Origin of the sequence: Nocardioides luteus (assembly GCF_015752315.1) — a bacterium.
Lineage (GTDB): Bacteria > Actinomycetota > Actinomycetes > Propionibacteriales > Nocardioidaceae > Nocardioides.
Genome location: NZ_JADOVJ010000001.1, coordinates 1,646,977 through 1,669,628, shown reverse-complemented (window position 1 = coordinate 1,669,628; position 22,652 = coordinate 1,646,977). Strand labels below are relative to the sequence as shown.

Here is a 22,652-nt window from a genome sequence, read left to right as displayed (position 1 = left end):
CGGCGGTCATGTCACTCCTCGATCAGAGCGTCGTAGGCCGCGGCGTCGAGGAGCTCGGGGGCGCCCGAGACGCGCATCTCGAAGAGCCAGCCGGCACCGAACGGGTCGCTGTTGATCAGCGCGGGGTCCTCGACGACGGCGGCGTTGACCTCGAGGATCTCGCCGTCGGCGGGCGCGAAGATGTCGCTGACCGACTTCGTCGACTCCAGCTCACCACAGCTCTCTCCCCCGGTGATCTTGCTGCCGACCTCGGGCAGCTCGACGAAGACGATGTCGCCCAGTGCCTCGGTGGCGAAGGTGGTGACACCGACGCGCGCGACGTCGCCGCGGCTCTCGAGCCACTCGTGCTCGGCGGTGTAGGACAGGTGGGTCGGGTTGCTCATGGCGGTGCTCATTTCTTGGAGTAGAAGGGAAGGTCGACGATCTCGGCGTCCTCGCGGCTGCCGCGTACGTCGACCTGGACCTTGACGCCGGCGGCGGCGAGATCGGGCCGGACGTACGCGATCGCGATGGGACGTCCGAGAGTCGGCGACGGGGAGCCGCTGGTGACGACGCCGATCTCGTCGCCGCTGGCCGGGTCCACGACGGCGTAGCCGGCCCGCGGGGAGCGGCGCCCGGCGGCGACCAGACCGACGAGCACGCTGCGCGGGCCTTCGTCGCGGCGTACGGCCAGGGCGGCCTCCCCGACGAAGCCGTCGGGCTTGTCGAAGGAGACGACCCGGCCGAGTCCGGCCTCGAAGGGCGTCGTGTCGCGGTTCAGCTCGTGGCCGTAGAGCGGCATGCCCGCCTCGAGCCTGAGGGTGTCGCGGCAGGCGAGCCCGGCGGGCTGCAGCCCGTGCGGCGTCCCGGCTTCGGTGAGAGCCTCCCAGACCGCAGCGGCCGACGCGGGCGCGCAGTAGATCTCGAACCCGTCCTCGCCGGTGTAGCCGGTGCGGGCGAGCAGGACCTCGATCCCGGCGACGGTGCCGGCGTCGATGGCGTAGTAGCGCAGGGAGGGGACGTCGAGGTCGGTCAAGGCCGCCACGATCGCCGCCGAGGCAGGTCCCTGGACCGCGATCAGCGCCCATTCGGCGGAGGCGTCGCGGACCACGGCCTCATAGCCCTCGGCTCGCGAGGCCAGTGCCGGAGCGACCACGTGGACGTTGCTCGCGTTGGCGACGACCAGGTAGCGCTCCTCCTCGAGCCGGTAGACGACCAGGTCGTCGATGATGCCGCCGTCCTCGGCGCAGATCATCGAGTAGCGGGCTCGGCCGATGCCGATCGCCGACGGGCGGCCGACCAGGGCGTGGTCGAGGGCTCGCCCGGCCTCGGGCCCGGTCACCTCGATCTCGCCCATGTGGGACAGGTCGAAGAGCCCCGCGGCGGTGCGGACGGCGTGGTGCTCGGCGGTCTCCGAGCCGTAGCGGACCGGCATGTCCCAGCCGGCGAAGTCGGTGAACGAGGCGCCGAGGGCCTGGTGGATCTCGTGCAGAGGGGTAGGGACGGATGAGGTCATGTGTGCGGGAGGCTCCCTGGTGGTGGGTGCCGACAGCGGCACCCGTGGACGGGTGACCTCCCCGCTCTGTCATCGCTACCTGAGAGCTTCACCGCCCCGACGGGGACGGTTTGCACCGTGGGTGCAGGATCGTCGGATCCTGACTTTCCAGAGGTCGCCTCACCACAGCGGTCATGGGGCCTGAGAGATTCTGGGGAGGTTTGCTCCTTCGGCGCCTCACCCGGGATGGGCGAGGACTCTCCCGCTGCAGTTCGAGTGGCGGATGTGAAGTTGTGCGGCAAACCTAGGTCTGGCCTCCTCGGCCGTCAAGATCTCGGCACCGCGACCCACTAACGGGAACTGTTCTCACCGGCTCTACGATGGCTCGGTGCCACCCAACGCCAGCACCCGCGTTCCCGTGGTCATCCTCACCGGTCATCTCGGGTCGGGGAAGACCACGATGCTCAACCATCTGCTGCGCCAGCCCGGTGCCCGGGTGGGCGTGGTCGTCAACGACTTCGGCGACATCAACGTCGACGCCGGCCTCGTCACCGGCCAGATCGACGAGCCGGCCTCCATCGCCGGCGGCTGCCTGTGCTGCCTGCCCGACGCCGGCGGCCTCGACGACGCCCTGGAGAAGCTGACCCACCCGCGGCTCGGGCTCGACGTCGTCATCGTCGAGGCCAGCGGGCTGGCCGAGCCCGGCACCTTGGCCAAGCTGGTCCGGTTCAGCGGCGTCGAGCGCGTACGCCGCGGTGGGCTCATCGAGGTCGTCGACGCGGCCTCCTACTTCGACACCCTCGACGACGGCCGGGGCCCGGCGCCGGTCCGGTTCGCAGCCGCCTCCCTGGTGGTGGTCAACAAGACCGACCTGGTGCCGTCGGCCGAGCGGGAGGAGACCCTGGCTCGGATCGAAGCGCGGGTGCGGGAGCACAACCCCGAGGTCCACGTGGCGTACGCAGTGGGCGGCCGCATCGACCCCGCGGCTGGTCTACGACCCCGCCGTGCCCGAGGACCCGCCCGACGAGCTGCCGATCGCCGCGCTGCTGCGCGAGGCGGCCGCCGACCACCACGAGCACCAGCACGCCGGATCGGTGACCGTGACGACCCCCGGCACGATCGAGCCGGCCCGGCTGCTCGACCTTCTCGAGGACCCGCCACCGACGGCGTACCGCATCAAGGGGACCGTCGCCGTCGCGACCGGCCAGGGACCTCGCAGCTACCACGTGAACCTGGTCGGACGCAGCGCCCATGTCGCCGCGGCCAGGCGCACACCGGACGCGACGAGCGAGCTCGTGGCCATCGGCCTCGACCTCGAGACCGACTCGGTCCGGAAGCACCTCATCGACGCCCTCACCGAGGCCGAGCGGCCGAGCACCGAGGGTCTACGCCGGCTCCGCCAGCTGGTCCGGGTCAGCCTCTGACGCCGACGCCCAGCCTCGGACGCGGTGGACGGTCGCCGTCTTCGGGTGGGATCCGGACGGCGGCCCGATCTCGAAGAGGTCGATCATCAGGAACAGCGGGTAGGTCGGAGCCTGGGGCACGTGTCGTACGACGAGACCCTCGCAGCCGATGACGGTCTCCCGGCTGTCCCAGATCACCGTCCAGGTGTGGGCCCGGGTCGCGTCGAACGGGACGGTGACCTCTGCCATGTCGGTGCTCAGGCGCGGGTCGTGGTGCGCCTTGACCCCGGAACGGGCGACCGTGGTCGTGCCGATCGCGTCCGCGTCGATCTCGAAGAGGCAGATCTCCCCCGAGTCCTCACCGGAGAGGTGCTCGGTGCCGACCAGCCACGCCGCGAGCATGCAGCCGTCGTCCCGGCTCGCGGCGACGGTCACGTCGACACGACCGCGAGCGGGCGCGAACAGGAGCCGTCGCGGGGTCTCGGTCCGGACCCGCAGCCCGTCCTCCCGGTGACGGTGCGTGCCGCGCGCGGAGCCTACCGGGCCGGAGTACGTGCCGGTCTGCAGGTTCGAGACCCGCAGGGGCGCATCCTCGGGCCGCCAGTCGAGCTGGTCGGCCTCGATCCGCAGCTCGAGCCCACCCGGGACGAGCCGGTAGCGAGCCTCGGACCGCTCCGGTGTCGTCCAGTGCGGCAGGTAGTGCGGGATCCACCACTGCTCGGACAGCCCACCGGAGAAGTCCTCGTCGAGGTCCGGCCGCCGGGCCGGCGGCTGGGGCAGCTCATCGAGCGGTGAGACCATGCTCGATGGTCCCACCGCTCACGAGCAGAAATCACCCGGCTCGGCGGACGATCCGCTCCATGTCGGTGATGACCACCGAGCGCGACTCCAGCCTGACCCAGCCCTTGGCAGCGAAGTCGGCGAGCGCCTTGTTGACCGTCTCCCGAGCCGCGCCCACGAGCTGGGCGAGCTCCTCCTGGGTCAGGTCGTGGCGTACGTGGACGCCCTCCTCGGTCTCCTGACCGAACCGCTCGGCGAGATCGAGGAGCGCCTTGGCGACCCGGCGGGGAGCGTCGGCGAAGACCAGGTCGCCGATCACGTCGTTGGCCCGGCGCAGCCGGCCCGACAGCAGGGCGAGCAGGCCACGGGTCACGCTGGGGCGCCCGTCGAGGAGGCCCAGCAGGTCGTCGTGCGAGAGCGAGGCGAGCTCCACCTCGTCGGTGACGGCCGTGACCGTCGAGGAGCGCCGACCGGGGTCGAAGAGCGACAGCTCGCCGAACACCTGGCCCGGCCCCAGGATCGCCAGCAGGTTGTCCTGTCCGTTGGCCGCGGCGCGGCTCAGCTTCACCTTGCCGTTCACGACGGCGTAGAGCCGGTCCGCGGCGTCTCCCTCGTGGAACAACACCTCGCCTCGCCTGAGGCGGGTCTGGCCCATCATCGCGAGCAGCGCCGTCATCGACTCGTCGTCCAGCTCGCTGAAAAGCGGTGCGTGCCGAAGCACGTCTTGATCCATTACCCAGCCGCTCCTGTCGTCATTTGGCTGAAGCCATCAGCGTACCGAGATCGACGGCTCGGACAGCGGATGTGTGTCCCGCATCGCACGCCTGTCGGGTGCGTTCTTCGCCACACCAGCCCCGACGGGAAGCCTCCGGCCCCCGGCGTCGTTGTCATGACCGTGAAGCTCTCCATGCTGGACCGGTCCCGCACGCGGGTGGGGTACGCCGAGGGCGCTGCGCTGACCCACACGATCGAGCGAGCGGTGGCCGCCGAGCGGCTCGGCTACCACCGGTTCTGGGTCGCCGAGCACCATGCGGTGCCGGGGATCGCGTCGGGGGCACCGCCGGTGCTGATCGGTGCGCTCGGCGCGCACACCTCCACGATCCGGCTCGGGTCGGGCGGGGTGATGCTGCCGCACCACCAGCCGCTGGTCGTGGCCGAGCAGTTCCTCATGCTCGACGCGCTCTACCCCGGCCGCATCGACGTCGGCCTCGGGCGCACGCTGGGCTTCACCGCACCCGTACGCCGCGCCCTGCGCCAGGATCTCGACGACCCGGACACGTTCGCCGAGGACATCGAGGAGCTCCGCGGCTACCTCGACCGCACCGCGGCGGTCACCGCGCGGCCGGCGGCCGCCCAGCAGATCCCGATGTTCGTGCTCGCCACGGGGCGCGGTGTCGCGCTCGCCTCGAAGCTCGGCCTGCCGGTGGTCGTGGGCGGTCCGGTGCTCGACAGCCCACGGCTGGACGAGGTCCTCGGGGCGTACCGGAAGGACTTCCGGCCCTCCTCGCGGGCTGCCGAGCCCTCGGTGATGGTCTCCGTCGACGTGCTCGTCGCCGACACCGACGCCGAGGCCGCCGAGCTCGCGCTGCCGGAGGCATGGGCGATGGCCAGGTCGCGGCAGACCGGCGAGTTCGGTCCCCTCGAGCCGGTCGCGGCGATCCGGTCGCAGACCTGGTCGAACCAGCTCCGTGAGCGGGTCGAGGCGCATCTCGCCCGGACGACCGCCGGCTCCGCCGACACCGTCCGGCGCCGCCTCGACCGGCTGGCCGAGACCACCGGAGCCGACGAGCTCCTCGCCTTCACCTCGACCTACGACCGCGACGCCCAGCTCGCCTCCGACGCCGCGCTCGCCCAGATCATGACCGCGGGGATCATCACCGCGGTTCCGAACCAGAGCTGAGCATGTGGGCGGCCTCCAGGAGGAGGCGGCCGAGCTCGGCCTGGCGCGGGGGCGCGAGGCGGGCCTCGATGCCGGTGATGCTCAACGCTCCGTAGGGCTGCCCGTGGGCGTCGAAGACGGCGGCGCCCAGACCCCAGCTGCCGACCACGATCAGGCCGGGGTTGACCGCGAAGCCGCGCTCGCGGGTCGCGGCGATGCGCTTCCGCAGAGCGGACGCCGAGTGCTCCTCGCCGTAGGCGGGAACGAGGTCGGTGCGGGCGAGGTAGGCCTCGCGGCGCGACTCGGGCATGAGCGCCAGGATCGCCAAGCCGGCCGAGGCGACGCCGAGCGGGAACCGGATGCCCTCGTGGAGCACGTGGGAGCGGATCGGGAAGCTGCCGTCCTCGCGCAGGACGCAGACGGTCTCGTCGCCGCGCCGGATGGAGAAGAACGCGCTCTCCCCCGTCTCGCGGGCGATGCGCAGCACCGCTGCCCGGGCCGCCGGGGTGATGTCGTGGCGGGTGGTCGCGGCGGCGCCGAGCAGGAAGCACTCCGGCCCGAGGTGCCAGGCGCCGGTGGTGTTGTCGCGCTCGACCAGCCCCTCCTCCTGCAGCGTGCTCAGCAGCCGGTGGGCGGTCGGGCGCGGGATGGCAGCGGTCGTCGCCAGCTGGGTGGTCGTCGCGCCCTCCGGCTCGCGCGCGGCGAGCAGCCGCAGCAGGTGCGCGCTGCGGCGGATCACGCTGGGCTGGTTCGAGCCGGGACCGGGTTCCATGAGACGTACGATAGTCGACGTCCGCTCAGTGAACGCCTCTGCGGCAGCGGGGTCGTTCAACGAAAGATCGAGCGTGAACTCGCGATCATCTATTGACCGAGCGACGCACCCGCCCTTGACTGATCATCATGGACAAGGTCATCTCCTCAGCCGCCGAGGCGGTCGCGGACATCCCGAACGGAGCGACCCTCACGGTCGGCGGCTTCGGGTTGTGCGGCATCCCCTCGGTGCTCATCAACGCAATCCTCGAGGCGGGCGTGACCGACCTCGAGGTGGTCTCCAACAACGCGGGCGTCGACGACTGGGGCCTGGGCCTGCTGCTCGGCGCCGGGCGCCTGCGCCGGGTCGTCGCGTCGTACGTCGGTGAGAACAAGGAGTTCGCGCGGCAGTACCTCTCCGGCGACCTCGAGGTCGAGCTGACCCCGCAGGGCACGCTGGCCGAGCGGATGCGCGCGGGCGGCTCCGGCATCGCCGCGTTCTACACCCGCACCGGCGTCGGCACGCAGGTGGCGCAGGGCGGGCTGCCGTGGAAGTACGACGACGCCGGCAACGTCATCAAGACCTCGCCGGAGAAGCCGGTGATGACCTTCGAGACCCGCAACGGCGAGCAGGAGTTCGTGCTCGAGGAGGCGATCGTCGCCGACTTCGGCATCGTCCGCGCGTGGAAGGGCGACCGCCACGGCAACCTCCTGTTCAAGGACTCCGCCCGCAACTTCAACCCGCTGGCCGCGATGGCCGGCCAGATCACGATCGCGGAGGTCGAGGAGCTCGTCGAGCCCGGCGAGATCCCGCCGAACGACGTCCACCTCCCCGGGGTCTACGTCCACCGTGTCGTGCCCCTGACCCCCGAACAGGCCGCCGACAAGCGCATCGAGAAGAGGACGGTTCGCTGACATGGCATGGACACGTGAAGAGATGGCCGCCCGCGCCGCCGCGGAGCTCTCCGACGGCGACTACGTCAACCTCGGGATCGGGCTGCCGACGCTGGTGCCCAACTACGTCCCCGACGACGTCGAGCTGGTGCTGCAGAGCGAGAACGGCATCCTCGGCACCGGCGCCTACCCGACCGAGGACGCCGTCGACCCCGACCTGATCAACGCGGGCAAGGAGACGGTCACCGTCCGCAAGGGGGCGAGCTTCTTCGACTCCGCCACCAGCTTCGGCATGATCCGCTCCGGCAAGATCGACGCCGCGATCCTCGGGGCCATGCAGGTCTCGAAGGGCGGCGACCTGGCCAACTGGATGATCCCCGGCAAGATGGTCAAGGGCATGGGCGGCGCGATGGACCTCGTCCACGGCGCCAAGAAGGTCGTCGTGCTGATGGAGCACGTCGCCCGCGACGGCTCCTACAAGATCGTCGAGGAGTGCTCGCTCCCCTACACCGGCCTCGGTGTCGTGCAGCGCATCATCACCGACCTGTGCGTCCTCGACATCACTCCCGAGGGCCTGCGCCTCGTCGAGCTCGCCCCGGGCGTCACGCTGAACGAGGTCGAGGAGAAGACCGAGCCGCCGATCCTCCGCTGACCGCCGAGAGGTCAGCCGCGTCGGCCGAGACGTCACGGGTGTGACGTCTCGGCCGACGTACGTGACGGCTCGGCATGTCTGCGACAATGTCCGGCGTGGATCTGAGGGTGGTGCGGCCGACGCGCGGGAGCGTGTGGCTGGCGCTGCTCGCGGCGGTGGAGATCACCACCGGGTCCAGCCTGGCCCACCTGGCCGGCGGCGGGGAGCTGCCGGACGCGTTGTGGCTGGTGGCGACGGGTTTCGCTGCCTTCGGAGCAGGCGTCGTGGTGCTGCAGCGACGAGTCGGGATCGTCCTGGGGGCGGTGCTGGCCGGGGCGGCGCAGCTGGGGATGCACGAGGCCTTCGAGGCGTACGCAGCCCCTGCCGCCCACGCGCACTCGACCGGCGCGGGCGACTCCTCGATGCTGGTCGCCCACGCCGCGGCCGCGGTGCTCACCGTCGTCGTCTGGCTGCTGCACCGCCGGGCCTGGCAGGTCATCTCCCGGGCGCTCACGACGCCGCGGACCCCGATCCTGCTCCGCCTTCTCCCTCTGACGCAGACGATCGCTCTGCGCAACCACCTGTGGACGTACGTCGCTGCCGGCCGCGGGCCGCCGGTCCTCGCCTGAGGACCCGACCCGACACCCGGGCACCCACGCCCGACCATGCAGACACTCCACAGAAAGCATCAACCATGTCTCGACGTACCCTCGCGCGCCTCGGCGCGCCCGCCATCGCTGCCGCGGCCATCACTTTCCTGGTCGCCGCTCCCGCCTCCGCGCACGTCACGGTCACCCCGACCGAGACCGCGGCCGGCGCCTACTCCGTGCTGACCTTCAGCGTCGGCCACGGCTGCGAGGGCTCCCCGACCAACAAGATCACCATCCAGGTGCCGGAGGGGATCAACACGGTCACCCCCACGCGCCAGCCGTTCTACGACGTGAAGGTCACCACCGAGAAGCTCGCCGAGCCGATCAAGGACGCCCACGGCAACGAGCTGACCGAGCGCGACGCGACCATCGTCTACACCGCGAAGACCCCGCTGCCAGACGGCCAGCGCGACGCCTTCGAGGTCTCCCTGCAGCTGCCGGAGAAGGAGGGCACCCTCGCCTTCCCGACGGTGCAGACCTGCGAGAAGGGCGAGACCGCCTGGATCGAGGAGACCCCCGAAGGCGCCACGGAGGAGCCCGAGAGCCCGGCCCCGTCCTTCGAGGTCACCGCGGCGGAGGCCGAGGACGGCCACGGCCATGGCGCCGAGGAGTCCGCAGAGAAGGCCGAGCCGGCCACTGCCGTGGAGACCGAGGACGACGACAGCAACCTGTGGGGCGGTGTCGGCGCCGGCGCCGGCATCCTCGGCCTGATCGCGGGCTCGACCGCCCTCGCGCTGGGGCGTCGTAAGGCGTGAGCGCTCCCCTGACGCGCCGGCCCGGCCCCGACCACCGGGGCCCGGGCCGGCGCGGCCTGGTTCGGCTGCTGGTGGTGCTTGCTGCCGCTGCGTACGCGGTCCTGCTCGGCATCTCCCCCGCCCAGGCGCACGCCTCGCTGATCGGCACCGACCCCGAGGAGGGGGCGGTCCTCGAACGAGCGCCGGAGACGATCACCTTCACCTTCGACGAGGCGGTGACGCTGCCTCCGGCGGGCGTGACGGTCTACGACGCCAAGGGTCAGGAGGTGACCTCCGAGGCGACCGCGAGCGGCACCGAGATGGAGGTCGCGCTCGCGAAGGCGAGCAGCCTCGGCGACGGCACCTACGTCGTCGCCTGGCGAGCGGTGTCGGCCGACGGCCACCCGATCTCGGGCTCGCTGACCTTCGCGGTCGGCGCCCCGAGCCTCAGCGTCGCCCCGCCGCCGTCCACGGAGCCGTCGCGGGCGACGGCCGTGATCCACGGGGTCCTCCAGTTCCTCCAGTACGCAGCGTTGCTGCTGGTCGTGGGCCTGGTCTGGTTCCGCGCGGTGATCGTCGGGGAGCACCGCGTCCCCGACCGCGCCGTCACCCGCGTTCAGCGGGTCCAGATCCTCGCCGGCATGGTCGCCGTGGTCGCACTGGTGGCCCTGGCACCGGCCAGCGGTGCGCTGCAGAGCGAGAGCGGACCGGGCGCGATCCTCACCTTCGACGCCTGGTCGCCGGCCTCGGTCGGCAAGGAGTGGCTCAGCGCGCTGGTCGGGATCCTCGGCATCGCGGCCGCGCTCGCCCTGCGCGAACGTCCTCGCCTGGCCGCTGCCGCCGGGCTGGTCGCGATCTGCGCCCCGGCCCTGGTCGGCCACTCGCGCGCGGTCGTACCCGCCTGGCTGGTCACGATCACCGACGTCCTCCACCTCGTCGCCGGTGCGCTCTGGCTGGGCGGTCTGGTCGGTCTCGCGCTGACCCTGCCGCTGATCACCCGGCGCGGCGCGGTCGCGGCCGAGATCGTCACCCGATTCTCCACGCTCGCGGCCGCGTCCCTGGCCGCGCTCGCGGTCTCCGGGGTGCTGATGGGCTGGCGGATCCTCGGCTCCTGGGAGAACCTGCTCAACAGCACCTACGGCACGCTGCTGATGACCAAGATCGCCCTGGTCGTCGCGGTCGCGGTGATGGCGGCCGGCAACCGGCTGCTGGTCCTCCCCCGCGTCCGCCAGGCGGCCGGCCACGACGACACCGTCGAGGCGGGCTCGATGCTGCGCCGCGCGGTACTGATGGAGGCGGGCGTGCTCGTCGTCGTCCTCGGCGTCACCGGCTTCCTGGTCGACCAGCCGCCGCAGGCGGGCGCCGGCTCGACCGGGGCCGGCACGGCCACGGTCGCGCAGACCAACACCCAGGCCGCGGAGCTCGGCGACGACCACCGGGTCTACGCGACCCTGACCCCCGCGGGTCCGGGTCCGAACGTGCTCCGGCTGCAGATCCAGGACGCGGCCGGCGAGCCGGTCGAGGCGGCCGCGATCCCGACCGCCAAGCTGCGCTCGGGCGACGTCGACCTGGGCAGTCTCGGCCTGCGGTCGGTCGGCGCGGGCACCTGGGAGGCCGACGTCGTGCTGCCCAAGGGCGGCACCTGGGAGGCCACCGTCGGGCTGCGGCTCGGTGAGTTCGAGAGCCCGCTGGGCGTGCTGGAGTTCCCCGTCAGACAGTGACCGGGAGCCGGAGCGTGTGGATCATCCCGTCGACGCGCGCCTGCACGAAGAAGACGTAGTCACCCGCCTTCGGCGGCTTCACGTGGATGCCGAGGCGGGTGCCGTCCTCGCCGTTCTCGGGGCCGCCGAGCGGGTGCAGGTGGATGACCTCGCCGGTCTCGCGGCTGAACGCGGTCACGTGCGCGTAGACGCCGAGGTAGGTGCCGAGGTTGACCGGCTTGCCGGCGGGGTCGGAGAGCAGGACACCGATCTCCTGGTCGATCCCGGGCTTCGGGGTCTCCTCCAGCGCGGCGATGACGGTGCCGTCGTCGGAGCCCGGTACGTCCACCTCGGCCGGCCCCGCGACCTCCGCCGTCGCGCCGAGCATCGCCTGGTCCCCCTTGCCGTCGGGAGTCCGGGCGGCGAACTCGACGACCACCCGATAGGTGCCGCCGGCCGGCAGGGTCAGGTCGCCGGACCAGGCGCCGGGCTCACCCTGGGCCGGGTGCAGGTGGCGGAAGACCTCCAGGTCGTCGCGCACGACGTAGAGGTGGAGGTCCTTGGTCTGCTCCTCGATGTAATCGGTGACCGGGTCGCCGTCCTTGGTGATCGTGAAGCTCACCGTGCCCGGGGTGCCCGCCTCGGCCGGCAGCCGGACGTCACCGAGCGTGTAGCCGCCCGCGGTCGCAGACGTGCCGTCGGCGCCCTCGATCTCGGTCACGACCGTCGCCACGCTCGGGGTCGAGGTGGGGTCGGCCGCCTCCGGCTCGCCGCCGCAGGCGATCAGGGTGACCGCAAGACCGAGACACAGAACGACAGCAGCAATTCCGACACGCACGGGTAAAGAGTGTCATGGCGTTGGTCAGATCCCGACACCAGGATTGAGAATCCCCAGCGGGTCCAGGGCCGCCTTGATCCGATGCTGGACGTCGATCGAGTCGGCCCCGAGCTCGGGCTCGAGCCAAGCACGCTTGAGCCGGCCGACCCCGTGCTCGCCGGTGGTGGTGCCACCGAGCTCGAGGGCGAGCCCGAAGATCTCGTCGCCCGCGGCGGTCTCCGCCGGCGGCATCACGCCCGGGACGTCACCGGGCGAAGGGTCCCAGCCGATGACCGGGTGGAGGTTGCCGTCGCCGGCGTGGGCGAGGGTGTAGATGCGTACGCCGTGGCGGTCCGCGATCTCGGAGATCCGCTCCACCGCCTCGGCGAGCCGGGAGCGGGGCACGCAGATGTCCTCGATGAAGAAGGCACCCTCGGCCTCGATGGCCGGCAGGACCTGACGACGGGTCGCGACGAGACGGTCGGAGGAGCCCTCGTCGACACCCTGCTCGATCCAGGTGGCCTCCTTGCCGAGCACGGCCGCGATCGCCTCGATCTCCGACTCCGCCGCGGGCCCGTCGGCCTGGGCGATCACCAGCGCATCACCGCGGGCGGCATACGAGGTGCCCGCGAACCGGTCGATCGCCTCGAGACACCGCCGGTCGATGAGCTCCAGCATCGACGGTAGCCGCCGGGCGGCGGCGACCTCGGCACAGGCGCGTGCGGCCGCCGCCACCGAGGCGTATGCAGCGGACGCCGTCAGCGTGGAGACCGGCCGTGGCCTGAGCCTCAGGGTCGCCCCGACGACGACACCCAGGGTGCCCTCGGAGCCGACGAAGAGGGCGGTGAGGTCGAGCCCGGCGACGCCCTTCATGGTGCGCCGGCCGGTGTGGATCAGGGTGCCGTCGGCGAGGACGACGTCGAGGCCCAGGACCGCCTCCCGGGTGACGCCGTACTTCACGCACCGCAGCCCGCCGGCGTTGGTGGCGATGTTGCCGCCGATCGAGCAGATCGCCGCGGAGGCCGGGTCGGGTGCGTACCTCAGGCCCGCCTCGGCGGCCGCGGCGTCCAGCCGTGCGGTGAGCACACCAGGCTCGACGACCGCCAGCTCGTCGACCGGGTCGAGCTCGAGGATCCGGTCCATCGCGGACAGGTCGACGACGAGGTGGCCTGCGCCGGCCACCGCTCCCCCGGCCAGCCCGGTGCCCGTGCCCCGCGGGACGACCGGTACCCGGTGTGCCGAGGCCACCCGCATCGCCGCCTGGACGTCCGCGACGCTGTGGGCTCTCACCACGGCGAGCGGGAGACCGGCGGCGACCGATCCGGACCGGTCGGTCGAGGCGGCCAGCAGCGAGAGCTCGTCGGTCACCACCTCGGAGACGCTGGCGGAGAGGTCGTCGACCAGGGAAGGCTGTGACTCCGTCGTCATCGCGCCATTGTGTCGTCCGGCCGACGTCCTTGACCACGATTTGCACACCCGTTCGGCGTTACCGATACGCTTTACCTCGAGGGGAGTACCTCACCAAGTTCATTCCGGTCAGTACGTCGGTGCCGACACCGTCCCGGAATGACACCCCGATCCGGGGTGAGGGAGACCTCAGACGTTTCATCGACACGCCTGAGGACCCTGCATGCTGCATTCCATCGCCACGCCCACCCTGTGGGCCGTCACCATCGCCGCCGTCGTGGTGCTGATCTCCCTCGACTTCGTCCTGACCCGCAAGCCCCACGACGTCTCCATGAAGGAGGCCATCGGCTGGTCGGCCTTCTACGTCGCGCTACCGCTCGCCTTCGGCGTCTGGGTCTGGAACGCCCACGGCAGCCAGACCGGGTTCGAGTACTACACCGGCTACATCGTCGAGAAGTCGCTCAGCGTCGACAACCTGTTTGTCTTCATGCTGCTGCTCGCGGCCTTCGCGGTGCCACGCCACCTGCAGCAGAAGGTGCTGCTCTTCGGCATCGTCGGCGCGCTCGTGCTGCGCGGCATCTTCATCGCCCTGGGCGCCGCGGCGCTGTCCCAGTGGGACATCGTCTTCCTGATCTTCGGTGCGATCCTGCTGGTCACCGCGGTGAAGCTCTTCGTCGAGGCGCTCCAGGGCCACGACCAGAAGGTCGACCCCGACGAGATGCTGGCCGTACGCATCGGCCGCAAGATCGGCCTGAAGCCGATGGCCATCGTGGTGCTCGCGATCTTCGCGACCGACATCATCTTCGCGGTCGACTCGGTGCCCGCGGTCTACGGCATCACCGGCGACCCCTACCTCGTCTTCGCCACCAACGCGTTCGCCCTGCTCGGCCTGCGAGCCCTCTACTTCGTGCTCGAGGGTGCGCTGTCCAAGCTGGTCCACCTCTCCTACGGTCTGGCCGCGATCCTTGCCTTCATCGGCGTGAAGCTCGGCCTGCACTGGGCCCACGGCCACTGGGACGGTGTCCCGGTCGTGCCGACGTGGCTCTCGCTGGTGATCATCGTCGGCATCCTCGCCGTCACGGTCACCACCAGCCTGATCGCCTCCGCGCGCACGGAGGCTCAGGAGGAGACCAAGGACCTGGAGAAGACGAACAAGTAGGCGACCGTGTTGGTCTCGACACGCTCGGCCGCGGGCGGCCTCGCGGCTCGACCGACGGGCCATCCCGTCGGTCGAGCCGGACTCGTGAGGAACGAACGAGTCCGTGTCGAGACCAACACAGTCCCGACCGGGTCAGTCCAGCGCGAGTCCCTCCGCCGGGCTGACCCTGGTGGCCCGCTTGGAGGGCACCACGCAGGAGACCAGGCCGGCCACGCCGGCGACGACCACGACACCGATCAGCTGCAGCACCGGCGGGTCGAAGCTGGCGTCGGGCAGCATGTCACCGATGAGGATCTCGCTGCCGCCCCAGGCGAAGAAGACGCCCAGCGCCGTGCCGACCACGGCGGCGACCGCGGAGAGCAGCACCGCCTCGGCGGCCAGCGTCCGCCGCAGCTGACGCTTGGTCAGGCCCAGGGCCCGCAGCAGCGCGTGCTCACGACCACGCTCGAGCACCGAGAGGCCCAGCGTGTTGGCGATGCCCGCCAGCGCGATCAGCACCGAGATCGCGAGCAGCCCGATCACCGCCCAGGTGAACACGTCCAGCTGGAGCTCGACCCAGGCCCGCTGAGCCTTGCCGTTGATCAGCTCGGCGTCCGGGGCGAGCACCCCGAGCGCCCCCGCCAGGTCCTCCGGGTCGGCTCCGGCGTCGGCGCGGACCCAGACGGCGTACGTCTGCGGGTCGGCGGTCAGCTCGCGCAGCGTGGCCGCGGAGATCTGCGCGGCACCGTCGATCTCGCGTACGTCCAGGGTCACGGTGACTTTCCGGCCACCGACGGCCAGCTCGACCTTCTCCCCCGACGCCTCGAAGGAGTTCTCCACGAAGGTCGAGGCGGCGACCGGCGAGACCACCATCGTGCCCGGCTTCACGGTGAGGTCCTTCATCGCGATGTCGCCCGCGGGCGGGGCGACGACCGGCACCGGGACGGGCTTGCCGTCGGCCTCGACCGAGGCCAGCGCACCCGGTACGGCGACCGCGTCCGCGACGCCCGGGACCGCCTTCGAGTCCCCGAGGACCGAGTCGGCCAGCGGTGCGGACTCCGCCTGCAGCGCGATGTCGATCGGGTGCTGCTTCGCCATCTCGTCCAGCGTGGCGGCGCGGATGGTGTTCATCCCGGTGAGTACGCCGGTGGTGAGCGTGACGCCGACCAGCAGCGAGGCCGCGGTGGCGGCGGTGCGCTTCGGGTTGCGTCCGGCGTTGGCCGCGGCCAGCTTCGCCGGCGATCCGGCGACCCGCGCCAGGGCCGACCCGGCGATCCGCACCAGACCCGGCACCAGAGCCGGCCCGAGGAGCATCACGCCGATGAACGTGACCCCGCAGCCGACCAGCACGATCAGCATCCCGGTCTGCGCGTCGTCCCAGCCGACGGCCACGAAGATGATCGCGACACCGGCCAGCGTCGCGAGCCCGCCCAGCCCGAGCCGGAACATGCCGGCGCCGCGTACGTCGAAGCCCTCCTGCGGACGCAGCGCGGCCAGCGGGCTGAGCCGCATCAGGCGGCGGGTGGGCAGCCAGGAGGCGACCAGGGTGGTGAGGGTGCCGAGGACGAAGGCGCTGAGGAGCCACGGCCACTCCAGGGAGACGTCGCCCAGCGGCGCGGTCTCGGCGAGCTGCCGCACCACCGCGACGATCCCCCAGCCGAGGACGGCGCCCACGACCAGACCGAGCAGCGAGGCGAGCAGGCCGAGGGCGAGCGCCTCGCGGCGTACCGACCTCAGGACCTGGCGCTTCGTGGCGCCCATCGCCCGCAGCAGCGCGAAGTCGCGCATCCGCTGGGCGAACAGGATCGAGAAGGTGTTGGTGATGACCAGCACGGAGACGAACAGCGCGATGAAGGCGAAGATCAGGACCATGTACGCGACGACGTTGACCTCCTTGTTGAGCTGGGTCTGCAGCTCGGTGAGGTAGTCGTCGGTGTTCATCCAGTTGTCGGCCTCGTCGCCGGTGCCGGCGGTCATCACGGTCTGGACGTACTGGTTCTTCCAGCCCTGCATCTCGGGCCAGGTGACGTAGACCGGCGCGGACCACATCGACGGCGCGTCCACGAGACCGACCACGGTCGTCTCGACCGCCGACTTCCCGGTGCCGACCTTCAGGGTGTCGCCGATGGCGACCTTGTTGGTCTTGGCGGCGTTGGCGTCGACGACGGCCTCGCCGGCGCGGGTCGGAAACCGGCCCGACTCGAGCTCCTGCCACTGCCAGCGCTTCTCGGTGGAGACCGCGCCGACCATGATCTCCTGGCCAAGCATGGTCTTCTCGGTCCGGACCGGCTGCATCGAGGCGGCCAGCGCCCAGCCGCCCTTCTCGACGTACTTCTCGGTGACCTCCTCGCTCGGGAAGTCGACCGCACCGACCGCGTTCCGGAACGGCGCGTCGATGCCCGCGAACAGGCCCGACTTCGTCGCCGAGGTCAGCGCGTTGGTGACCACGATCAGCGCGACCGCGGCGACGACCGCCACCACGGCCGCGGCGTACCGGCGGGCGTAGGTTCGCAGGGATGCGAACAACACCGTCCGCATCAGCGCGTCACCCCTTCGATGTGCCCGTCCTTGACGGTGACGATCTCGTCGGCGTACGCAGCGGCGGAGGCCTCGTGGGTCACCATGACCACGGTCTGGCCGAGCTCGCGGACGCTGCGCCGGAGGTGGTCGAGCACCTCGGCCGAGGTCTCGGAGTCGAGGTTTCCGGTGGGCTCGTCGGCGAACAGGATCGCGGGCTGGGTGACCAGCGCACGGGCGATCGCCACGCGCTGCTGCTGGCCGCCGGAGAGCTCGGAGGGCTTGTGGCCCAGGCGCTTGCCGATGCCGAGGGTGTCGGCGATCATCTGCGCCCGGGCACGGGTCTCGTCGGTCACCCGCTTGCCGGCCAGCTCCAGCGGGAGCTGGATGTTCTGGCCGGCGGTCAGCATCGGCAGCAGGTTGAACGCCTGGAAGACGAAGCCGACGTTCTCCCGGCGGAAGACGGTCAGCTGGTCGTCGTTGAGGTTCTCCAGCGGCTGGCCCGCGACCACCACCTCACCCGAGGTCGGGCGGTCCAGCCCGGCCAGGCAGTGCATCAGCGTCGACTTGCCCGAGCCGCTCGGGCCCATGATCGCGGTGAAGGCGCCGCGGCGGATCTCCAGGTCGACCCCGCGCAGCGCGTGCACCTCGGTGGCACCCTTGCCATAGGTCTTGGTCAGGCCCACCGCTCGGGCGGCGGCCGTCATCGTGGGAACAGAGGTCTGTGTCATGCCCCAGAGCCTCTCGTCGGGAGGCGTCAGCCCACATCGGGCTGGGGGCTGATCCCGGCGTACGACCTGGGGTTGATCGGCAAGGGTCGGCTCAGGGTCATCCCCGGGTCAACGTCACTCCGTCGGCCAGGCGGTAGGGGTTGGTCGAGACCAGGGCGCCGATCGAGCGGCGCAGCCGGGAGACCTCGGCACGGACGGTGACGATGTGCTCGGCGTCGCCGAAGACGGCCTCGCTGAGCCCGCGGGCGGTGAGGCCCTGTGGACCGGCCCGGTCCACGAGGGTGAGGATCTCGACGTGGCGCCGGGTCAACGTCGTGCGCCAGCTGCCCGACTCCGAGACGACCTCCAGAGTGCCGTCCGGATCGAGCCGGGCGGTCAGGCTTCCCGCCCCTGACGAGGTGGGCCGGACCAGCCAGCCGCGCTCGCCGACCCGCTCGGGCAGGCACAGCCCCAGGCCCGGGACGGTCAGCATCTTGTCCTGCCGGGGTGCCGCGATCCGGTCGCGGGCGGCCATCCCGGCGTGGTGGGCGACCCAGCCGTCGTCGTCGACGACCAGCAGCGGACCCTCGACGGCGGAGACGACGTGGTCGGTCTCGCGGCGCAGCCGCTCGAGCCACTCCTGGTGGTGGCGCCACAGGCTCATCTCGGCCAGGCGCACCGCGCTCTCGACCAGGGCGCCGATCGCCGGGTGCAGGGTCAGCGCGGGCCCGCTGACGTCGACGACGCCGAGAAGCGCTCCGGTGCGGGGATCGTGGATCGGGGCGGCGGTGCAGTACCAGGGATGCTGGGCCTGCTCGAAGTGCTCCGCGGAGAAGAGCTCGACCGGCGCGGCCTCGGCCAGCGCGGTGCCGATGGCGTTGGTGCCGACCGCGCGCTCGGTCCACAGCGCGCCCTCGACGAAGCCGAGCTGGTCGGCGATCTTGAGCACCCGCGCCGACCCCTCGCGCCACAGCACCACACCCTCGGCGTCGGTGACCACCATCAGGTATGTCGCGGCATCCGCCGCCGAGGTCAGCACCGCGCGGAGGTCGCCGATCACCGTCGCCAGCGGCGAGCGGGCTCTCCTGGCCGCACACTCGGCCGCCGACGGCGTACGTCTGCCGTTGCTGCTGCCGGGCTCCAGGCCCATGCTCATCACCCGGCGCCAGGAGCGCTCGACCAGGATCCTGGGCGTGCTCGGCGGGCGGCTGCCGGACAGGACGGCGTCGTGGACGCGTACGAGGTCGCGGGCGAGGCGCGGCAGGTCTGCTCCCGCCGGCACTGCTCCGGTCACTGTCATCTGGCGTCCACCTCCGCCTCCGAGGGTAGGTGCATTGCTGTGACCCGCGCCACATGCAATCCGTTGCAACCCTTTCTCCGGCACCCGCGCGGCGGTGTGCTGGTGCCATGACGCAGACACTCGAACCCCCTCCCGCGGCCGTGCAGAGCGGTCCGGCGCAGACCTGGCTCACCGACTTCGAAGCCGCCCTGAAGGCGCGCGACATCCCTCGGGCCGCCGGCCTGTTCGCCACCAAGAGCTTCTGGCGCGACCTGGTCGCCTTCTCCTGGAACATCACCACCGTCGAGGACCCGACCGGGGTCACCGACCTGCTCTCGGCCACGCTGGAACGGGTCGATCCCTCCGGCTTCGCGCTCGAGGAGCCCGAGGCGACCGCGGACGGCGTGACCACGGCGTGGTTCACGTTCGAGACCGCCGTCGGGCGCGGCCGCGGGCTGCTGCGGCTCAAGGTCGAGGGTGACCGCCCCAAGGCGTGGACGTTCCTGACCACGCTCTACGAGCTCAAGGGCCACGAGGAGCCCCGCGGCGAACGTCGCCCGAAGGGTGCCGAGCACGGCGTCAACCGCGACCGGGTCACCTGGGCCGAGAAGCGGCAGGCCGAGGCGGAGACGCTGGGCCTGACCGAGCAGCCGTACGTGCTGGTCATCGGTGGCGGGCAGGGCGGCATCGCGCTCGGTGCGCGGCTGCGCCAGCTCGGCGTACCGTCGCTCGTGATCGACCGCTACGAGCGGCCCGGTGACCAGTGGCGCGGCCGTTACAAGTCGCTGTGCCTGCACGACCCGGTCTGGTACGACCACCTGCCCTACCTGAAGTTCCCCGACAACTGGCCGGTCTTCGCGCCCAAGGACAAGATCGGCGACTGGCTGGAGTCCTACGTCAAGGTGATGGAGGTGCCCTACTGGTCCTCGACCACGGCCACCAGCGCCTCCTACTCGGAGGAGGACGGGGAGTGGACGGTCGCCGTCGAGCGTGGCGGGGAGGAGATCACCCTCCACCCGAAGCAGCTCATCATGGCCACCGGGATGTCCGGCAAGCCGAACATCCCCGACCTGCCCGGCATGGACATCTTCGAGGGCGAGCAGCACCACTCCTCCCAGCACCCGGGGCCGGATGCGTACGAGGGCAAGCGGGTGGTCGTGATCGGGTCCAACAACTCCGCCTTCGACATCTGCGGCGCGCTGTTCGAGCACGGCGCCGACGTGACGATGGTGCAGCGGTCCTCGACCCACATCGTGAAGAGCGACACGCTGATGGACATCGGCCTCGGCGACCTCTACTCCGAGCGCGCGGTCGCCTCCGGGATGACCACGGAGAAGGCCGACCTGGTCTTCGCCTCGCTCCCCTACCGGATCATGCACGAGTTCCAGATCCCGCTCTACCAGCAGATGGCCGAGCGCGACGCCGACTTCTACGCACGCCTGGAGAAGGCCGGGTTCCGGCACGACTGGGGCGACGACGGCTCGGGGCTGTTCATGAAGTACCTGCGCCGCGGCTCGGGCTACTACATCGACGTGGGCTCGGCCGAGCTGGTCGCCGACGGGTCGGTCAAGCTCGCGCAGGGCCAGGTCTCGCATCTGACCTCGTCCGCCGTCGTTCTCGAGGACGGCACCGAGCTCCCCGCCGATCTGGTCGTGTACGCCACCGGCTACGGCTCCATGAACGGCTGGGCCGCCGACCTGATCAGCCAGGAGGTCGCCGACCGCGTCGGGAAGTGCTGGGGCCTGGGCTCCGACACCACCAAGGACCCCGGCCCCTGGGAGGGCGAGCAGCGCAACATGTGGAAGCCGACCCAGCAGGAGGCGCTGTGGTTCCACGGCGGCAACCTGCACCAGTCGCGCCACTACTCGCTCTACCTCGCGCTGCAGCTCAAGGCCCGGTTCGAGGGGATCGAGACGCCGGTCTACAACCTGGCGCCGGTGCATCACCTCTCGTAGGGATCTCCGGGCTCAGCGGCCGACCAGGCCGGTCTCGTAGGCCAGCACCACGAGCTGGACGCGGTCACGAGAACCGGTCTTGGCCAGCAGCCGGCCGACGTGGGTCTTCACGGTCGCCTCGGCGACCACGAAGGTCTCGGCGATCTCGGTGTTGGACAGACCACGGCCGACCAGCGTGAGCACCTCGCGCTCGCGCTCGGTCAGCACCGCCAGCCGCTGCTCGGCAGCGGCGGGCGTGCTGGTCGAGGGCGCGGAGGCGGCGAAGTGCTCCAGCAGTCGCCGGGTGGTGCTGGGCGCGACGACCGAGTCGCCGGCGTGCACGGTGCGGATCGCGGTGAGCAGGTCCTCGGGGCGGGCGTCCTTGAGCAGGAACGCCGCGGCGCCCGCCCGGATGGCGGCGAAGGCGTACTCGTCCAGGTCGAAGGTGGTCAGCACGATCACCCTCGGTGCGCTCTCGCGGCCGGCGATCAGACCGGTCGCCTCGACCCCGTCCATGCGTGGCATGCGTACGTCCATCAGGACCACGTCCGCCTCGGTGCCGCCGTGGGTGAGCGCGGCGACGGCCTCCTGGCCGTCGCCGGCCTCGCCGACGACGCTGAGGTCGGGCTGGGAGTCGATGAGCATCCGGAAGCCGGCTCGCACGAGCTCCTGGTCGTCGACGAGAAGGACACGGATCGTCGTGGAGCCAGTCATAGCGGCATCCTTGCGTAGACGCGGAAGCCGCCGCCCGCCGCCGGGCCGGTCTCGAGCGTTCCGTCGTGGGCGGTGATCCGCTCCTCCATCCCGACCAGGCCGAGACCGCCGGACTCGCGCGCATCGGCGGCAGCACCCCGGCCGTCGTCGGTGATCTCGATCTCGAGGCTGCCGCTCCCGGCCGTCACGGTGACCTTGGCCGCGGCGCCCGGACCGGCGTGCTTGCGTACGTTGCTGAGCGACTCCTGCACCACCCGGAAGGCGGTCAAGGCGATGCCCTCGGGCACGGCGAGGCCGGGCTCGGGGAGGGTCGCGGTCAGCTCCATCCCACCGGCCCGGGTCTCCTCGACGAGCGTCGCGATGTCGCCCAGCCGCGGCTGTGGGCGGGTCAGGGCGTCGCCGTCGCGCAGCAGACCGAGCAGCTGCCGCATCTCGGTCAGCGCCTCGCGCGCGGTCTGGGCGACGGTCTCCAGCGCCTTGGGCGCCAGGGTCGGATCCTGCTCGGCCGCGTACCGCGCGCCGTCGGCCTGCACCACGATCACGCTCAGCCCGTGGGCCACCACGTCGTGCATCTCGCGCGCGATCCGGGCCCGCTCCTGGGTCGCCCCGAGCTCGGCGCGCTGCTCGGCCTCGCGGCGCAGCTGCTCGTTGCGCTGGATCAGGGAGTCGACGTACGCCGCTCTCGTACGGGCCAGGGCGCCCAGCGCCCAGGCGGCGACCGGGAAGGTGGCGAGCGAGAGCGCGACCGGGACGTACGTGCTCCAGTTGATGCCGTCCTGCGGCTCGGTGGAGGTGGTGTCGACGGAGCTCATCCAGTCGTGGGTGCCGAGGACGGAGCCGAAGAGGCCCACCGCGAGCGCGGCCAGTCCCCAGCGCGGGCTGGCGTAGCGGGCCACCGAGTAGACCGCGATCGGGTAGGAGACCTGCGAGACCAGCGGATAGTCGATGAGGAGCACCTGCAGGCCGCAGGCGCCGGCCACGATCGCGTAGACGATCACCGGGTGCCGGCGGCGCCACAGCAGGGGTACGAGCTGGACCACCACGAGCACGAGGTCGGCGACGTGGCTGCTGCTGTCGACGTCCTTCGCGGCGCCACCGTTCAGCATGACCTGGATCGCGTAGAACGGGATGATCAGGAACAGGGTGCCAGCGAGCAGTACGTCGAACCACCATCGCCCACGCGGGCCGAGCCGCCAGGGGCGTACCAACTCCTCCACAGGGCCACCGTAGAGGAGCCGAGG

21 protein-coding genes, 1 pseudogene and 2 riboswitches are annotated in these 22,652 nt (G+C 71.5%); of the genes and pseudogenes, 10 read left to right on the top strand and 12 right to left on the bottom strand.

Annotated features, from left to right (window positions below; translation table 11 throughout):
* Positions 1-11: 11 nt before the first annotated feature.
* Positions 12-383, bottom strand: a complete 372-nt coding sequence (gene gcvH / locus HD557_RS07965; protein WP_196873492.1) for a glycine cleavage system protein GcvH — start codon at positions 381-383, stop codon at positions 12-14.
* A gap of 8 nt (positions 384-391) precedes the next feature.
* On the bottom strand, positions 392-1,495 hold the full coding sequence (gene gcvT, locus HD557_RS07960; RefSeq protein ID WP_196873491.1) for a glycine cleavage system aminomethyltransferase GcvT: 1,104 nt from the start codon (positions 1,493-1,495) through the stop codon (positions 392-394).
* A 56-nt stretch (positions 1,496-1,551) separates the two neighbouring features.
* Positions 1,552-1,652: riboswitch (glycine riboswitch) on the bottom strand.
* 1 nt (position 1,653) lies between these two features.
* Positions 1,654-1,749: riboswitch (glycine riboswitch) on the bottom strand.
* Between the two features lie 185 nt (positions 1,750-1,934).
* On the opposite strand from gcvT, the pseudogene HD557_RS29160 reads away from it, so the two are divergent.
* Both HD557_RS29160 and HD557_RS07950 read left to right on the top strand, forming a co-directional pair.
* Positions 1,935-2,351, top strand: a pseudogene (locus HD557_RS29160) (GTP-binding protein); the annotation flags it as partial.
* A gap of 127 nt (positions 2,352-2,478) precedes the next feature.
* Positions 2,479-2,898, top strand: coding sequence for a GTP-binding protein (locus HD557_RS07950; RefSeq protein ID WP_196873489.1), 420 nt, complete (start codon positions 2,479-2,481; stop codon positions 2,896-2,898).
* Here the strand turns inward: HD557_RS07950 and HD557_RS07945 are convergent.
* Complete coding sequence (locus HD557_RS07945; protein WP_196873488.1) at positions 2,860-3,678, bottom strand: family 16 glycosylhydrolase; 819 nt, start codon at positions 3,676-3,678, stop codon at positions 2,860-2,862. The genes HD557_RS07950 and HD557_RS07945 overlap by 39 nt on opposite strands.
* A 31-nt stretch (positions 3,679-3,709) precedes the next feature.
* Positions 3,710-4,390 carry a Crp/Fnr family transcriptional regulator gene (locus tag HD557_RS07940; protein ID WP_008358019.1) on the bottom strand — a complete coding sequence of 227 codons (681 nt, stop codon included), beginning with the start codon at positions 4,388-4,390 and terminating at the stop codon, positions 3,710-3,712.
* A gap of 156 nt (positions 4,391-4,546) precedes the next feature.
* Here HD557_RS07940 and HD557_RS07935 point away from each other — a divergent pair, with 156 nt between their 5' ends.
* Positions 4,547-5,557, top strand: coding sequence for an LLM class flavin-dependent oxidoreductase (locus HD557_RS07935; protein WP_196873487.1), 1,011 nt, complete (start codon positions 4,547-4,549; stop codon positions 5,555-5,557).
* Here HD557_RS07935 and HD557_RS07930 read toward each other — a convergent pair.
* The gene (locus HD557_RS07930) at positions 5,532-6,308 is read right to left on the bottom strand and encodes an IclR family transcriptional regulator (protein ID WP_196873486.1); all 777 of its coding nucleotides are present in this window, start codon (positions 6,306-6,308) and stop codon (positions 5,532-5,534) included. The genes HD557_RS07935 and HD557_RS07930 overlap by 26 nt on opposite strands.
* Before the next feature lie 128 nt (positions 6,309-6,436).
* On the opposite strand from HD557_RS07930, the gene HD557_RS07925 reads away from it, so the two are divergent.
* From HD557_RS07925 to HD557_RS07905, 5 genes are all read left to right on the top strand, one after another.
* Entirely contained in the window at positions 6,437-7,201 is a 765-nt protein-coding gene (locus tag HD557_RS07925; protein ID WP_008358026.1) for a CoA transferase subunit A, read from the top strand.
* Between the two features lies 1 nt (position 7,202).
* On the top strand, positions 7,203-7,832 hold the full coding sequence (locus tag HD557_RS07920; protein WP_008358027.1) for a 3-oxoacid CoA-transferase subunit B: 630 nt from the start codon (positions 7,203-7,205) through the stop codon (positions 7,830-7,832).
* 86 nt (positions 7,833-7,918) lie between these two features.
* Positions 7,919-8,440, top strand: a complete 522-nt coding sequence (locus tag HD557_RS07915) for a cell division protein FtsQ (protein WP_374221697.1) — start codon at positions 7,919-7,921, stop codon at positions 8,438-8,440.
* 65 nt (positions 8,441-8,505) lie between these two features.
* Positions 8,506-9,216 carry a YcnI family copper-binding membrane protein gene (locus HD557_RS07910; RefSeq protein ID WP_008358031.1) on the top strand — a complete coding sequence of 237 codons (711 nt, stop codon included), beginning with the start codon at positions 8,506-8,508 and terminating at the stop codon, positions 9,214-9,216.
* Entirely contained in the window at positions 9,213-10,916 is a 1,704-nt protein-coding gene (locus tag HD557_RS07905) for a copper resistance CopC/CopD family protein (RefSeq protein ID WP_008358033.1), read from the top strand. The genes HD557_RS07910 and HD557_RS07905 overlap by 4 nt, the downstream gene beginning before the upstream one ends.
* Here HD557_RS07905 and HD557_RS07900 read toward each other — a convergent pair.
* Positions 10,906-11,733, bottom strand: a complete 828-nt coding sequence (locus HD557_RS07900; RefSeq protein WP_008358035.1) for a hypothetical protein — start codon at positions 11,731-11,733, stop codon at positions 10,906-10,908. The genes HD557_RS07905 and HD557_RS07900 overlap by 11 nt on opposite strands.
* Before the next feature lie 24 nt (positions 11,734-11,757).
* Entirely contained in the window at positions 11,758-13,140 is a 1,383-nt protein-coding gene (locus HD557_RS07895; protein ID WP_196873484.1) for an FAD-binding oxidoreductase, read from the bottom strand.
* A 202-nt stretch (positions 13,141-13,342) separates the two neighbouring features.
* Here HD557_RS07895 and HD557_RS07890 point away from each other — a divergent pair, with 202 nt between their 5' ends.
* Positions 13,343-14,278, top strand: coding sequence for a TerC family protein (locus tag HD557_RS07890; protein ID WP_196873483.1), 936 nt, complete (start codon positions 13,343-13,345; stop codon positions 14,276-14,278).
* Positions 14,279-14,410: 132 nt separating this feature from the next.
* On the opposite strand, the gene HD557_RS07885 is transcribed toward HD557_RS07890, so the two are convergent.
* From HD557_RS07885 to HD557_RS07875, 3 genes are all read right to left on the bottom strand, one after another.
* Positions 14,411-16,786: an ABC transporter permease gene (locus HD557_RS07885; RefSeq protein ID WP_307785562.1), complete on the bottom strand. Its 2,376-nt coding sequence runs from the start codon at positions 16,784-16,786 to the stop codon at positions 14,411-14,413.
* 8 nt (positions 16,787-16,794) lie between these two features.
* On the bottom strand, positions 16,795-17,505 hold the full coding sequence (locus tag HD557_RS07880; protein WP_008358043.1) for an ABC transporter ATP-binding protein: 711 nt from the start codon (positions 17,503-17,505) through the stop codon (positions 16,795-16,797).
* Between the two features lie 97 nt (positions 17,506-17,602).
* The gene (locus HD557_RS07875; protein WP_196873481.1) at positions 17,603-18,784 is read right to left on the bottom strand and encodes a GAF domain-containing protein; all 1,182 of its coding nucleotides are present in this window, start codon (positions 18,782-18,784) and stop codon (positions 17,603-17,605) included.
* Between the two features lie 107 nt (positions 18,785-18,891).
* Between HD557_RS07875 and HD557_RS07870 the strand changes: the two genes are divergently transcribed.
* The gene (locus HD557_RS07870) at positions 18,892-20,718 is read left to right on the top strand and encodes a flavin-containing monooxygenase (RefSeq protein ID WP_196873480.1); all 1,827 of its coding nucleotides are present in this window, start codon (positions 18,892-18,894) and stop codon (positions 20,716-20,718) included.
* A gap of 12 nt (positions 20,719-20,730) precedes the next feature.
* Here HD557_RS07870 and HD557_RS07865 read toward each other — a convergent pair whose 3' ends face one another.
* Positions 20,731-21,411, bottom strand: a complete 681-nt coding sequence (locus tag HD557_RS07865) for a response regulator (protein WP_196873479.1) — start codon at positions 21,409-21,411, stop codon at positions 20,731-20,733.
* Complete coding sequence (locus HD557_RS07860) at positions 21,408-22,628, bottom strand: sensor histidine kinase (protein ID WP_196873478.1); 1,221 nt, start codon at positions 22,626-22,628, stop codon at positions 21,408-21,410. Before HD557_RS07860 ends, HD557_RS07865 begins: the two co-directional genes overlap by 4 nt.
* Positions 22,629-22,652: the final 24 nt, after the last annotated feature.